This window comes from Acidobacteriota bacterium (genome assembly GCA_016208495.1).
Classification (GTDB): Bacteria; Acidobacteriota; Blastocatellia; order Chloracidobacteriales; family Chloracidobacteriaceae; genus JACQXX01.
The window spans coordinates 68,616-83,413 of sequence record JACQXX010000112.1; the positions used below are offsets into that span (position 1 = coordinate 68,616).

A 14,798-nucleotide genomic window follows, 5' to 3' on the forward strand; every position below is an offset into this window, starting at 1 on the left:
ATCGGGTTCAGGGTTCAGGGTTCAGGGTTTCGGCGATGAGTTGACTGATCCCACTCAAGATGAAGACTGGGGAACTGGCGGGTACCACTCAACGTGGAGTATCTGGCTCTGAACCCTGAACCCTGAACCCTGAACCCTGGTGGTATGATATTTCCATCCGACTCCCTTAGGTCAATGGGTAGGGTTATCAAAGCCCACCCGCTGACGCAGGCGGTACTGACTCGCTCAAAAGCTTCTGAGTCACAACTTTGCCGGATTCAATCAACGCTTCCAGGCCGTTGGTTCGATACAAAACAGTCGCTTTCCCAAGTGTGTCCGGTGTGACCGTCACAATTGGAATCTGGGGAAATTGAGCCTGTAACTGATTGATTTTGAGACTATTTTCCTGACGGTGCTCGATTCGGTTTGAAATATCAACCGCCAGTATTTGAGCTGGACGAAATGGCTCGGAAAACAGTTTATCAACCGGAAGTTTATTGGTCACGCCGCCATCAATGAGCCGGAGTTTGCGGCTTCCGGCCAGACATTCCCGAGGTGGAAAAATCCCAGGAATTGCCACGGCGCCACGGAGCGCATCATTGAGCCGGAGTTCCTGTTGCAGATTGTGACAAACGATCTCTTCGCGATGTTCGAGGTCATAGGCGACGAGTCCAATTCGTTCAACGCCATGAAACAACCGGTCACCGGGCAGATTGGAAAGTCGGTCCAGATATTCCGGGATGATACCTGCCAGACGTCGAAACCGGTGCTGAATGGGAGGCGAAAACCGCCGCAGAAATGCCCACCCGAGCAAGTGTCGCGAACTCATCCCCAACCCTAATTTCCGCATCGTCGGCACATCAAGCCCAACGGCGGCATAGTAGGTCAAAATCAACGCTCCGACACTCGTGCCCACAATCTCCGCCAGATGAAACCCTTGTTCAGAAAGGACTTCGAGCACGCCAAGATGTGCCAGTCCTCGAACTCCACCTCCACCCAGAACAACACTCAACGGCAAGTCTTTGCGAAGCACATCTTGAAGTTGAACCAGCGAACCAGAGTAGCTATTCCTCATAATTCATAATTCATAATTCATAATTCATTTACGGGTTTGGCTTCTTGGGTTTGGCAGCGGGCGGCTTGTCACCCGGCTTAACCCAACCAGTCGAAGTTGGCGGTTTTTTCTTATCGGCGCCGGTTGTGGTAGGTGGCTTCTTTTTGTCGTCACCAGCCGTCGGTTTCTTTTTGTCGTCAGTTCCAGATTTGGCCGGGTCTTTTGGCTTGGATGGCTTTGGTGGCGCTTCACTATCTCCGTCGCCCATAATTGCCTCTTTGGCTAAATCGGCGCCGGTATCAATGGCAGACTCCTCGGCCATTTTTTCAAGCTCTTTCTGGGCTTCGCGGGTTCGAGCGGCAATCATTGATTTGGTCTTTTCATCCGGAGGTGGGACTTCGCCAAATTTTTCAATCGGCTTGCCCTTCATATAAAAGCCCATAAACTTCGTCCACATAGGCAAGGCGGCACTTCCGCCGGTTTCGCCTTCGCCAAGTGATCGTTTCTCGCCCTGGTGTCCAATCCAGCAGCCACAGGCGACTGACGGGGTGTAGCCAATAAACCAGGCATCCGTATAATCGTTGACGGTGCCGGTTTTACCGCCGATTTCACGCTTGTTCAAGTCGCCCTGGGTCACCCCCTTGATCGCCGCCGCCGTCCCGGATTCAACCACACCTCGCATCAATGACACCATTTGACCGGCGACGTAGGGAGACAACACTTTAAATACCTGCTGTTTTTCATCATTGGCATAGTCATAAATGGTAATTCCATTCCGGTCAGTAACCCGGCGAATGTAGTGTGGACGCGCCCGAGTCCCTTTGTTTGGAAAAACCGAGTAGGCTGACACCATTTCAACCAGCGGGACTTCGGTGGCACCAAGCGCGGATGGGAGAAAGGGCGCCATCGGGTTGGTGATCCCAAACCGTTTGACCATTTCCGTTCCTTTGGGAATTCCAACTGATTTTAAAAGGCGAACGGCTGGAATGTTTCGAGATTTGGCTAATGCCGTGCTCAAGGGAATAGCCCCTGAAAACGTGCCGTCATAATTGCGCGGCGACCAGTTTCCCTGGGTAAACGGAGAGTCAAGCACCAGGCTCTCTGGTTTCCACCCGTTCTCAACGGCTGCGGCATACACAAAGGGTTTAAACGCAGAGCCGGTCTGGCGATTCCCCTGTGTGGCATTGTTAAATCGCGAGATTGAAAAATCGTAGCCACCAACCATGGCGGTGACTTCGCCGGTTTTGGTTTCAATGCACAGCAACGCGCCCGTTACTTTTGGAACGACCTGCAATTCAACTGATAATTCAAATGGGTCGCCTTGTGGTTCAGTTTTCGGTTTCTTTTTGGTTTCTTTCTCGCTTCCTGATTCAGTCTTTGGTTTGGCTTCTTTCTTTTCCTCTTCCTTGTCTTTGTCGGGCTGATTCATTTTCTTGATTTGAAAAACAGCTAAATCTCCGACTTTGAATACTTTCGATGGAGCTTGCCCGGCAATGGCAATTTCCTTTTCGGTGACGACGGCGTGGTAATCCCCAAACGACACCCTGGCATCGCGGCTGTTTACCTCGGTAATCAACCCATACACATACATGCCTTCGGCGAGGGTCAGGCTCCATTCCGGGTGTTTGTATTTGTTGATGTCTTTCACGCCTTGATCGAAGATGTTGTCGAGTTCACCGCGCCATTTGCTCCCGTGACGCTGAGCATACGAGTGCAATCCGGCACGAACCGCCTGGACGGCTCTGATTTGGGCTTCGGCATCAACCGTGGTAATCACCTTATAGCCCAGGGAGTGGGTTTCACGGGAACCAAACTTGTTTTCAAGTTCACGGCGGACTTCTTCAACAAAAAAGGCATACGGCCCGCTGGTGTTGGTTTCCCGCGGCGTCAGGTTGAGTTTAATCGGTTTGCTTTTGGCGGCTTCGCCTTCAGCGGCGGAAATAAAGCCTTCTTCAACCATGCCGTTGATGACCAGGTTGCGGCGATTCAATGATTTTTCCGGATTGAGGGCGGGTGAATAATTTGACGGCGCTTTAGGAATGGCGGCAAGGGTGGCGCATTCTTCAATGGTTAAATCTTTGGCTGACTTTCCGAAATAATACTGGGCGCCAGCTTCAACCCCGTAGGCCCCGCCCCCAAGGTTGATCTGATTGGCATAGAGTTCAAAAATTTGGTGCTTGCTGAATTCCCGTTCGATTTGCAACGACAAAATGGCTTCTTTGATTTTGCGGGTGTAGGTGCGTTCATCGGTTAAAAACAGCATTTTGGAAAGCTGCTGGGTCAAGGTTGAACCGCCCTCCACTGTCCGACCAGCCAGTGTGTTTTTGACCAGTGCTCGGGCAATTCCAATCGGGTCAACGCCAAGGTGCTTTTCAAACCGGGCGTCTTCGATGGCTAAGATGGCATGCCGCATATGTGGTGGGATCTCGTCATAGCTGAGTGGAATTCGCCGTTCCAGGGCGAATTCGCCAATGACCGATTTCCCATCTGAAGCATACACCTGGGTAATTCCCCACGGCTGGTAGCTCGCCAGCTCGGCAACTCCCCAATCCTGGCCAGCCAGACTGCTTTGATATGCCACCGCCAGTCCTGTCAGGCTACCAGCCAGCGCGGAGAGCAACAATACGGCTAAAAAAGTAGACTTCCGAAAAAACCGCTGCACGACCGCAGGCTTATTCTTTCGGGAATTATCTAATTCAGATCGAGAAAAAACACTGTTTACAGGCATGAAAGCACCTCACTCTGACTGCATGACGAATGAATAATGTGGTTAGTGGTTAGTGGTTAGTGGTTAGGGAGCGTTAAAAAATAAGTTCCTGGGGCGCGTTCTGCCACGTCCAGGTTTTGGTCTTGCACCGCGAAGCGTTGCCGTTCGGATAGGGAGGTCGGTTGGCCGCTTTGGGCCTACCACCGGATCCAAAGGCCACCCCTTGGTGCTCCCCCACTTCGCCCGCGCCCCGCAGGGGGCGCGGGCGAAGTGGGGGAGCACTGGAGAGGACGAACCTGTTCCCGGTGGTAGCTCACAAAGCTTCGCAACCACCGGCTATCCGAACTGCAGCCCTCCGGGATGCTCAATCCAAATGCCTGATTCCCAAACGAAAACGGGAAATTGATTTTTTACAATCCCTTAGTACTACAGCGAGGTTTCGGTTTTAACCTGCGAAGCGGGTGATGGCTCGTAGCCCAGGGTGGAGTCTTCGAAACCCTGGGTTGACGGCCATTCCCAATTTCTCCCGCCCCACCGGCAACCGCCTATGGCGGTTGCCGGTGGGGCGGGAGGGAGGTCGGGCCGTTGGTCCCAGGTTGCACCCTGGGCTAGCGTGCCTGCTGCCCAGTTCCTGGGCTCAACACTCGGTTTTTTATTAAAACCTCGCTGTAGTACTAATCACTAATCACTAATCACTAAATGGTTCTTCATTCTTAACTGGATCTGTCGGTTTACCACACTGCCTTAGGGTCTGTGAAGCAATTTGCGAAAATTGCCTGCCTGAGTGCGGAGGCTGCTTTTGACAAATTCGAGGAACTTAGTGTAAATGATTATATCGAATAATCTTTTTGTCTTTCATTCGGAGGTGTTTTAAAAGCCAATATGCCAATCTATGAGTACGTCTGTGAAAAGTGTCATGAGCACGTTGAAGTCATTCAGAAGATTTCAGACTCTCCGCTAACAACCTGTCCGAAGTGCGACTCTGACACACTTCATAAGAAAATCTCACAATCCAGTTTCGCATTTAAGGGGTCAGGTTGGTATGTGAGCGACTACGCTGGAAAATCCACTTCACCAGCAAGCAGCAAGAACTCCTCAGATGAGGTGACTTCGTCTGAAAAACCAAAAACCGAACCTGCAACCAGTTCGACGACCAGCGGGGACGACACATCATCCCCATCAACCACAGCAGCAGCGTGATCAAATTTCGCCACCCAGGTTGTTTCGAAGGCAACACTCTCAAGCGTGTTGCCTTTCTGCTTTATGGGTGATTCATTCCCGATTGTCGCCAAAAGCACGGGCTCCTGGTTGCCACGATAGGCGCCCTGTGGAATTATTGCCGGTTCAAATTTTGATCTTGAATTTTGTGTGAGGAATAAAACCGTGATGAAGAAGAGTCTGCTTTTCCTGATGCTTGGCCTGGTACTGGTCTTCCCCGTGCTGACCGGATGTAATCCCAAATCCAATCAGGCTGTGGCGGTCCTGGAGACGGAATATGGAAAAATCGTCTTTGAATTTTACCCCGAAGTGGCACCGCAACACGTCAAACAGTTTCAGGAGTTGATCAAACAGGGGTTTTATAACGGGATCGCTTTTCACCGGGTCGAAGCCAATAGTTTAATTCAAGGCGGGGACCCCAACACAATCCGCGGCCCTGAAAATACCTGGGGACTGGGCCGTCCTGACCTGAAAACCATTCCGGCTGAATTCAGCAAGAAAAATCACATCCGGGGAACGGTTTCCGCCGCCCGCAAAGGCAATGATAACAACAGCGCCACAACGCAATTTTTTATTTGCTGCCGTCCGCATCCAGAATGGGATAACCAGTATTCCATTTTTGGACAGGTCATTTCCGGAATGAACGTGGTGGACATCATTTCTCAGTCGCCTGTCACCGAAGGCACCACCCGCCCCCAAACCAAAACCATTATTACCAGAGCCTATCTGGATCTGCGCAGCAATTATCCGGCAACCCCTGGCCTGTAGAAATGAAGAATGAAGAATGAGGAAAGTGGTTAGTGGTTAGTGGTTAGTGGTTGGTCCTTGGTTTTTCGCTCTTGGTTCTTGGTTCTTCTTTGAAAGTATTGATTCCTAAGTACAAGTCCCCATAAATGGGGGATGGAATTTCGGTGATTCCGAATTGGCTTTCGCCCGGATGGGCGCCGGACAATAGCCGGTGGTTTGCCGCTTTGGGCACACCACCGGAGCTCCGGTCCGCAGTGGTTTGCGCCCGGATGGGCGCTGGAAGCTGGTTCGGGTCCCGGTTTTCGTGGAAGTTTCGACTGCTGGCTCACGACTCCTGTTCCAGCGCCCATCCGGGCGCGAACCCGTGATGGCGACTCTGTCCGGTGGCCGCGTGTCCAAAGCGACACTTGCCACCGGCGATTGTCCGGCGCCCATCCGGGCGAAAACCAATGGTTCTGCCAGCGAGTGGTCGAATTTCATCCCCCTTTTATGGGGACTTGTACTAACCACTAACCACTAACCATTAACCACTAAATGGTTTCTTCATTCTCAATTCTTCATTCCGCTGGGTTGCCAGAGCTGACGTGACCGAAGCAGGAACAACATCCGGCTATAGCGGGTGAGTTGGGCTTGATTATCAGCCAGCACCACAGACTCAGAGGCGACCTTTCCAACGCCAATCCGCTTCAAGGGCAACCGTTCAGTACTTTTTTCAAGCGGCCAAACCGGTTCCATCAAACGGGTTATCTCGCGAAATGACCGATCCATGGTGGCTTGAGTCGCTTTTTCAGTCAGTATGGCGCACAACTCCCGAAAATTTTCAGCGACCAGCAGCCGCTTTCGATTCCCCAAACAGGAATAATCAAACGAATCAGACCGGATTCGGAAATGCTGCCGGAGGGTCTCACCAAAAAAATCAATCGTGAGTTCTTCGGTCATATTCTCTGAAACATCTTTAATTTCCCGTCCCCGACCATACATGCTATTGGCTTCAACAACCTGTGTTTGTTTGAACCGAAGCGAGCCAAACACCAATAGCGTCAGGCCCTGCCAGGGTATTTTCGCCAATAAATTCTGGTCGGCGCCCCAGATATCAAGGGTTTCAGATTGCCAGGCAACCTGCCGAACGCGTTGTGGAAATTGTTTCAGTTGGAGGTCTTCATCACGGATAATTGCCGTTCGGACCCCAGCCCCAAGCAGCCGATGACGGGTCAGAGTGGCATCAGATTCATCTTGGAGCCGCACAATTGGCAACGGGGTTTTGGCCTGCAGGTACAAATCAATCAATTCGGCGGACAACCGGGTCACGATTTCGATCTCATGCCGTGTATGCTGGTCAATCAGGCTTTCATCAGGAAAGAAAATCAGATTCACCCCAAGTTCAGTTTCTTCCATAGGTCGCACAATCGGCAGCTTTTGGAACTCAGCACCTTCAATAACCGGAAGTTGTCCGCCACAGTAAATACATAACAGCCGCTGGGAATTGTTATTTCGATTACAGAGCGGACAGGCCACAAAGGTTACTTCGACCACGGGAGATACCTCGCTTTTTGATTTTTCGCAGGGTTGAACTGTTGATGGTTGGGCCTGGGACTGAGCCTATGAGCGCCAATCTGGACAAGGGGACAAGGAGACAAAGAGACAAGGAGTTGGGGAAACAAGGAGACAAACACTCATGGTTTCAGTTCACACTTCTGATTAGAGATGAGTTCGGGTCACACAAACTGGTTTGATGTCCCCTTGTCCCCTTGTCCCATTGTCCCCTTGTCTCAAACAGGCTCAATTTTCCTTATCCTGGCGCTTACGGCCCTGCTTCTTCAGCCTACTTACGGCATGGTGAATGAGAGGAAATTTACCACAGCCCGGCGTTCTCCAGGGAGTGCACGCTTAACGACGACGACGACATCGTCATTTGGACCCAGCTTTTTCACCGTTTCCTGGAAATCCTGTTCGGTCGTTATCGGCTTACGGTTGATCGCAATGATCAAATCCCGCTCGCGGATTTTTGCATCAGCGGCGACACTTGACGGTTCGACATCGGTCACCACCACACCTGGATCAGATTCGTTCAGAATTCCAGCCAGTCCCATTTGCTGAACCTTCAACCGGGTCAGCGTTCCAACCCGCAACCCAAATTCACGCGGGACCGGGCGCTCAATCGAACGGCTATAGTTGCGCCGCAGCAACGGAGGCACTGATGGAAATTTGGTTGAGGGCATCACCCGTTCATCCACCCGTAGCCGGGCCGTTTGACTGCGTCCATCGCGATAAAACTCAATTTTGACGTCACTCCCAACCGGGGTTGAGGCCACCCAGCGGACCAGATCCCGATCATCACGCACAGTGTGACTGTCAAAGGAAACAATGACGTCACCGCTTTTTAAACCTGAACGGGCCGCGGGCCCATCTACTTCAACATACTGGACCAGTGCTCCTTGCCCACGCGGGATGCTATAGACCTGAGCAAACTGAGGTGAAACCTGATCCAGAAAAACACCCAAATACCCACGTACAACCTGACCTGTGGTGATAAGTTGACGATAGACATCTTTGACTGTTACCGAGGGAATGGCAAAACTAATCCCATTAAATCGGCCATCCTGAGTGGCAATCTGGGTATTGATGCCGATCACTTCCCCATCCAGATTCAGCAATGGACCACCTGAATTTCCAGGATTGATGGCGGCATCGGTTTGGATAAACTGTTGTAAATTGCGCCGTTTATCGGTCACTCGCTCTTTGGCGCTGATGATTCCAGCCGTAACGGTTTGATCCAGGCCAAAGGGACTCCCAATCGCCACCACCCATTCACCAACTTTCAACGCATCAGAATCACCAAATTTGACGGGTTGCAGCGGAGTTCGGGATGAAATTTTGACCACCGCGATATCGGTCTCATCATCCACGGCAATGAGACGGGCGGGAACTTCAACACCATTAAACAATTTGACATTAATCCGTGTTGCATCGCGGACAACATGATAATTCGTCAGGATGTAGCCATCTTTATCAACAATGAACCCAGAACCAGTGCCACGGCCAACCAGATCGCCTTCAGGATTATCCACCGTTGTGATATGCACCACCGAAGGCTCTACGTTTTCAGCCACCCTGGCAAATGATAAGGACAAGGAAACAGCCGTTTGATCAGGAGACCAGCCCCGTGCCCAAACCTGACTCAATGACCGACCTTCAGGTAGACCAAGAACGGCCATCACCAGCATTCCCAGAACAATTCCGACCACAAGGCTCAGGGAGAAAACAGCAACCAGAATCCAACGCGGCAGCACACTGGACTTCCGCAGGTTAACAGCTTGATTCGGCATGGTTGGACTTTCCTTTTTCAGAGTAGTGCAGTTATATTTTCCGGGAAGTTGGGCCAACCCGCAATAGTGCTTGCTCTTCTTGGCCTCATCCCCAACCTTCACCATCACATTTGGCCCGGCGCTGTGCCACCCACCAGCGGTGGATGGCGGATTATTTCGTTTGAAAGGCATGTCTTCAATGCAGGTTCACTGGATCAACCGACTCAGACACACCTCCGCAGAGCGAAAAAATAACCGTTCACAATGGGTCATTCTGGGAATCGGAATCCTGACAGCCCTGCTTTTGGCTCAGACCGCCTGCACACCTCCCCCTCCCTCTTCACCAACCACGGCACATTCAGTTCCGAAAAAAGGCCCGCTCACTGATGGGAAATTCCGGGTTGGGTTTATTTCAACCCAAACACCGACAACAGTTGATGTGTGGAATGATCAAGGAAATCAGGCTCTGGCTCTGATGGAAAAGGAATTTGGGGCCATCATCCTGAAACGAGATGGGGTCCTCACCCCAAAAGAACGTGAACGGGCGTTTACCGCCCTGGCCGAAGAAGGCTGCAATGTCATCATTGGGCACGGTCGGGAATTTATGGCCGAGGCGTTGCTGATCGCCGGCTCATATCCCAATACCCTGTTTGTCGTCACAAATGGCGACCAGGAATCAAGCAATGTCACCAGTTTGGTTTTTGAACTGGGCCAGGCATCATACCTGGCCGGAGCAATTGCAGCCAAAGTTTCAAAAACCGGCCACGTTGGAGCCATTGGCCGCAAAGGTGACCCGGAATCCCGGAAAATCCTGAGTGCCTTTCGTAATGGCGCGCTCAAGGCCAATCCGGACATTCATTTTTCGCTTGCCTATCTGGATGATCCAACCGATATCGCCAAAGCCCGCGAAGCTACCATAGCCCTCATTGACCGGGGTTCCGACCTGGTCGCCCACGATTGCGGGGCTGCGGCAACCGGCGTGTTTGAAGCCGTCAAAGAACGAAACGTACTGGTTTTTGGCGCCTGGGTTGATCAAATCAAGTCAGCACCCGACCAGGTCTTGATGAGCTATGTCGCCAACGTGCCAGCGGCACTGGCGGATCTGGTCTGGCAAATGAAGGAGGGCAAGAAAAAGGGCGGGATTGTTCGCCTGGGGATTAAAGAGAACGTGGTCGGGTTTGTGGTGAATGAAAAACTCAAAGCTGGTCGGATCAATCCGGAAATTGAAGGTGAATTAAATTTCCTGATGCACGACATCATGACTGCCGAAATCAATGTGTATCAAAGTGAAAGCGAGAGTACGGAGCCAAAAATTGAATTCTTTGATGGAGACGGCCCCACGACAGGTCCACCATCTTCCTCCAAACCCAAAAAATAGCCTTACTCAATCGTCAGGAGTCAGTACGTTCCGTTCCTTCAAAAGCAAAAAAGCTCCGGCCAAACCTGCCGGAGCTTTTTCTATGAGTGGCGTCTCGTACGGGATTCGAACCCGTGTTACCGCCGTGAAAGGGCGGTGTCCTAGGCCCCTAGACGAACGAGACATAGGGGACTTGAGCCAGTGAAGTTGAAGCCCTTTGGCTCAAGGGCGCGGATACTACACGAGGGAACTTGAGGCGTCAATCACTTTTTTCGGGTTTTTGACGGAACTTTCCAAAAAGTGGGCCTTGATTACCGCGAGAGTGCTCGCCTGACATCACGGGCACTGACATATCCAACCACATACCCATCACCATCCAGAATCGCGGCATGTCCAATCTGGTTGGTTAAAACCAGGTGTTCTAAGTCGGCGAGCGGTGACTGGTGATCAATAAACAAAGCCTGATGAACCGGTTCCATTACATCCCGAACCAGGGTGGTTGCCCAGGCTTCAGGTGGAATGCTCTGTAATCGGCTCGCCTGGAAAATACCGTGCAACCGGCGCTGACTGATGACCGGAAACGTGGCAAATGGATGCTGGGGCTGTATCCGGGCCATAAAATCAGCCAGTGACGTGGCAGGGGTCACTGAAACCGGAGGCCCGGTAACAGCATCCTGCGCAGTGGGTCCGCGTTTGACTGACTGTCTTGGAGTTGGAGTCACAGATGGTGCTGGTGATTGAGGCAGTGATTTCAGGGTTAACACCCGCATAAAAGCACCTGTCACCACAAGCGAAAGTCCCAAATTCCATCGCAGGAAAAATAAAATGCCGCCAGCCACGATGAGCACATTGGCAATCCATAAACTGAATTGCATGACCTGATGTGTTGCTTGATGAAAGCTCCCATTCCTCCACCACAATCCAGCCCGCAAAATACGCCCGCCATCCAGAGGAAATCCAGGAATCAAATTGAATCCGGCTAAAATCACATTCAGCCAGCCCAGGTAGTGGGAAACCTGAGTCGCAACCGCACGATAGGCAACCTGTTGCAACAACCATTCAGCCCCTAAAAACAGAATTCCAAGTAACAAACTGGCTGCCGGGCCCGCTGCGGCAATGCGAAACTCAGCTCCGGGGCTCCCTGGCTCGCCGGTCAAATGCGCCAGCCCCCCAAAGACATAGAGGGTAATGTTGTGAATGCCAACACCTTCAGCCCGCGCCACCAGTGAATGCGCCAGCTCATGAATTAAAATTGACAGGAAAAATAAAAGTGCGGTGAGGACGCCAAATCCAAGGTAGGTTATCACTGAAAGCCCAGGTACTAATCCCGGCAGATACACCCACCCAATCAACCATAAGTAAATCAGAAAGATGGCATACCAGCTTGGGTCAAGCAGCACTGGAATCCCAAATGGGCGGCTAATTTCAGTTGGACGCAAGCGTGAAAGCATTGAAAAACCATGACTGAAGAATTTCGGGCTGAAAAAACCAGGGCTGAGGGCTTGGAACTGAAGACGTCGGGCTGAAGACGTCGGGCTGAGAAAACCAGGGCTAAGGACTGAGGGCTGAAGAAAGTGGCTGAAGAATTGGTTTTATTTCATCCCTCATCCTTCATCCCTCATCCCTTCAATTGCTCCGAGCTTGCGAGTCTTCAGCCCCGAGCCCTGAGCCCTGGTTTTCAGCCCTCAGCCCTCAGCCCAATGTCTTCCGCCTATTCATATGACAGTGCTTTCACCGGGTCGAGGCGAACAGCGCGCCAGGCAGGGTAGAGGGCGCCAATTGCCCCACCCGCCAGTGCAATGACAAAGGTAATCAGAATCCAATGGGGTTCAAATTCAATATTTTTGATTGATGTGGCGTGGGTGATACCAAACCGGGCACTCAAGGCCAGAACATATCCGAGCAAAGCGCCTGCCGCGCTAATCACCAGGGCTTCTTGCTCAATGACGCGCAAAATAAAACTATTCGGTGCACCGAGGGACTTTAAGATGCCAATCTCCCGAGTTCGTTCTGAAACCGTGGTGTACATGGCCAGCAAAGTTACCAAAATGCTGATTCCCATGGCCACGCCAACCACGACATTGAGAAAGGTATCAAGCGCTGGTAGCCCCCGGGCATAAAAATTCGGCAGGTCCCGAGTCAAAATAACCTGGTCGGCGACTTCTGTGCCACCTTTATCGTTGAGGACGCGGGCATCTGAGTTTCTCTGAATTTGAATTGCCACCGCATCCTGAACCGCAGGTGACTCGCATTTCACCAGCAACATCGAGCACAGGTTCTGAGCCGCCAGTCGTTCCTGCATCGTTGACAGACGCATCTTGATTCGGGCACCGCTTTCCGGCCCGTACACCCCGGAAATCTTCATCATGCGGCCCATAACCTCGATTTCCTGACCGGTTTTCACCTTGCGCTCTTTGACCAGGTGATCATCAATGATGACTTCCTCATCGGTTTGAGGTGCCGCTCCCTCAAGGAGCCGGATGCCGCTGATTTGTGAGTATTCTTCAAAATTGATGGCTTCAATCGCCCGAAACCCCAGGCCAGAATCCGATGCCTGAACATATTGAATAATCGGGGAAACAATTTTTACCCCGGCAATCTTTTTGATTTCTTCAGCCCGGGCAATGGGCAGCGAAGGCTGGTTGGTCGGAATGCCAGCCGTCATTGTGCCGCTTGACCGAACCTGGATTTCAGCCCCGACTTTGGCTTCGCGGGTGCTTCGCTCGTGGAGCACCCCGCGAGCTAATCCGACGGTTAATAAAATCAACACCGTGCTGACGGCAACCCCAAGGGCCGTTGCCAAAGAACGCGTTGGGCGGTGCTGAACGTTGGCCCAGATTAAATTATCCATGACGTACTGGTACTCTCAATTGACCCGCTCTGAGACAAAGTGGGTCTGGTTTTCAACTTTCTTTAAAATCTTTGGATGTAGGGAGAAAAGGGGTCAATGTACACTCAGAGCACTCTTTGAGCAATCATAAGTTGACAGCCAACGGCATGTTGTTGCTCAAAGATCTTGCAAGCACACGGTGAATCGTTCAAAGTAAGGCAGCATTAATTTCATTTACCAAATAAGATCATAATTATTATCGAGGTTGTCTGGCTCGTTTCATCCCCCTGAAACTTCTTCCGACTCAACTTGTCTTGCATCCACCGTCCAAGCCAAGCCTGATGTTATCCATGCACTGATCGTGCGTGGCGTCTTTTCTTTTTTTTTCGAGGCGGAGGTTTATTGAACAGACCACCTGTAGTTACAGAGGACTCGCACTTGTGAAGGGCTTTTTGAAAACTCCACCGAACTATGATGTGCTGCTGATCCGCGCTGTGTTTGTCGTGATTTTTGTAGCCACCGCATGGTTTCTCCGTCCTTTTTCCGGGAATGCACCGCTCTCCGCTGTCATTGCCTTGTCATCATCCCTCGTCATCATCTTCTTTGAGTTTCGAATCCGTCGCGCTTCATTCAAAGCACTGGTTGGTGGAACCCTGGGAATCATCCTTGGTTTTCTATGTGCCACACTCGTTGGCTCAATGCTGTCCATTCAAGATGGAATAGGAAGCCAGTCGCCAGCGCTGAGATCGTTTGTGACGCTGGCGGTGGTCTTTAGCTTCGGGTATATCGGATTGCTGATTGGGGCGACCAAATTTGATTTTCGCGATTTGATCTCACTGGGTGGTGTGCTGCAAACCGGAAACCGGATTCAGCACCTCATTCTCGACACCAGTGTCATTATTGATGGACGGGTGGCGGATATTGCCGAAACCGGCTTTCTGGCTGGTCGCCTGGTAATTCCGCAATTTGTGCTCCGCGAGCTTCAGCAAGTTGCCGACAGTGCCGATTCAGCCAAGCGAAATCGCGGACGGCGCGGACTCGACATTCTGCAACGCGTTCAGAAAAACCCCAACCTGGACATTACCATCACCGATGTTGACTTTCCTGACATTCGCGAGGTTGATCTCAAACTGATCGAGCTGGCGAAACAACTTGATGGAAAGATTGTCACCAATGACTTTAACCTGAATAAAGTCTCTCAATTGCGTGGCGTTCCCGTGCTCAACATCAATGAACTGGCCAATGCGCTGCGCCCGGTGGTGCTCCCTGGGGAGATTATGCGGGTGTTTATTCTGAAAGAAGGCAAAGAGTACAACCAGGGCGTGGCGTATCTCGATGACGGCACGATGGTTGTGGTTGACAATGCCCGCCGGAACATTGGCAAAACGATTGATGTCAATGTCACCAGTGTGCTGCAAACCACGGCTGGAAAGATGATTTTCGGACGGTTTAACGACGAAAGCAGCATTCGACCTGAAGCCTCAATCCCTCCTCGGGATCCACGTGAAGCCCGAATGGACCGTACCGAACGCTCTGAACGCCCGGAACGACTCAACGCTCCACGGCCAATCACACCAACTCCCTCGCCGAAAGCGTGAAGA

The 14,798-nt window shown here is 51.6% G+C and carries 11 protein-coding genes and 1 tRNA gene; 4 read left to right on the forward strand and 8 right to left on the reverse strand.

The features are described 5' to 3' along the window. Nucleotides 1–187: 187 nt before the first annotated feature. Both HY774_23400 and HY774_23405 read right to left on the reverse strand, forming a co-directional pair. Complete coding sequence (locus tag HY774_23400) at nt 188–1,054, reverse strand: patatin-like phospholipase family protein (GenBank protein MBI4751437.1); 867 nt, start codon at nt 1,052–1,054, stop codon at nt 188–190. 28 nt (nt 1,055–1,082) lie between these two features. Then, the gene (locus HY774_23405; protein MBI4751438.1) at nt 1,083–3,761 is read right to left on the reverse strand and encodes a PBP1A family penicillin-binding protein; all 2,679 of its coding nucleotides are present in this window, start codon (nt 3,759–3,761) and stop codon (nt 1,083–1,085) included. An 861-nt stretch (nt 3,762–4,622) separates the two neighbouring features. On the opposite strand from HY774_23405, the gene HY774_23410 reads away from it, so the two are divergent. Both HY774_23410 and HY774_23415 read left to right on the forward strand, forming a co-directional pair. After that, nucleotides 4,623–4,940 (forward strand): zinc ribbon domain-containing protein, encoded by a 318-nt coding sequence (locus tag HY774_23410; protein ID MBI4751439.1) that lies wholly within the window; start codon nt 4,623–4,625, stop codon nt 4,938–4,940. A gap of 210 nt (nt 4,941–5,150) precedes the next feature. Next, complete coding sequence (locus tag HY774_23415; protein MBI4751440.1) at nt 5,151–5,726, forward strand: peptidylprolyl isomerase; 576 nt, start codon at nt 5,151–5,153, stop codon at nt 5,724–5,726. A 105-nt stretch (nt 5,727–5,831) separates the two neighbouring features. Here the strand turns inward: HY774_23415 and HY774_23420 are convergent, their stop codons facing one another. The 3 genes from HY774_23420 to HY774_23430 form a co-directional block, all read right to left on the reverse strand. Continuing rightward, on the reverse strand, nt 5,832–6,185 hold the full coding sequence (locus HY774_23420; GenBank protein ID MBI4751441.1) for a hypothetical protein: 354 nt from the start codon (nt 6,183–6,185) through the stop codon (nt 5,832–5,834). A gap of 69 nt (nt 6,186–6,254) precedes the next feature. Beyond that, nucleotides 6,255–7,238, reverse strand: coding sequence for a hypothetical protein (locus HY774_23425; GenBank protein ID MBI4751442.1), 984 nt, complete (start codon nt 7,236–7,238; stop codon nt 6,255–6,257). Nucleotides 7,239–7,531: 293 nt separating this feature from the next. Continuing rightward, complete coding sequence (locus HY774_23430) at nt 7,532–9,031, reverse strand: trypsin-like peptidase domain-containing protein (protein MBI4751443.1); 1,500 nt, start codon at nt 9,029–9,031, stop codon at nt 7,532–7,534. Nucleotides 9,032–9,101: 70 nt separating this feature from the next. Between HY774_23430 and HY774_23435 the strand changes: the two genes are divergently transcribed. Beyond that, nucleotides 9,102–10,388 carry a BMP family protein gene (locus tag HY774_23435; GenBank protein ID MBI4751444.1) on the forward strand — a complete coding sequence of 429 codons (1,287 nt, stop codon included), beginning with the start codon at nt 9,102–9,104 and terminating at the stop codon, nt 10,386–10,388. An 87-nt stretch (nt 10,389–10,475) separates the two neighbouring features. Here HY774_23435 and HY774_23440 read toward each other — a convergent pair. From HY774_23440 to HY774_23450, 3 genes are all read right to left on the reverse strand, one after another. Beyond that, nucleotides 10,476–10,551: transfer RNA gene (locus tag HY774_23440), tRNA-Glu, on the reverse strand. A gap of 127 nt (nt 10,552–10,678) precedes the next feature. Continuing rightward, on the reverse strand, nt 10,679–11,818 hold the full coding sequence (locus tag HY774_23445; GenBank protein MBI4751445.1) for a site-2 protease family protein: 1,140 nt from the start codon (nt 11,816–11,818) through the stop codon (nt 10,679–10,681). Nucleotides 11,819–12,078: 260 nt separating this feature from the next. Beyond that, on the reverse strand, nt 12,079–13,218 hold the full coding sequence (locus tag HY774_23450; GenBank protein ID MBI4751446.1) for an ABC transporter permease: 1,140 nt from the start codon (nt 13,216–13,218) through the stop codon (nt 12,079–12,081). A 431-nt stretch (nt 13,219–13,649) separates the two neighbouring features. On the opposite strand from HY774_23450, the gene HY774_23455 reads away from it, so the two are divergent. After that, nucleotides 13,650–14,795, forward strand: a complete 1,146-nt coding sequence (locus HY774_23455; protein MBI4751447.1) for a TRAM domain-containing protein — start codon at nt 13,650–13,652, stop codon at nt 14,793–14,795. Nucleotides 14,796–14,798: the final 3 nt, after the last annotated feature.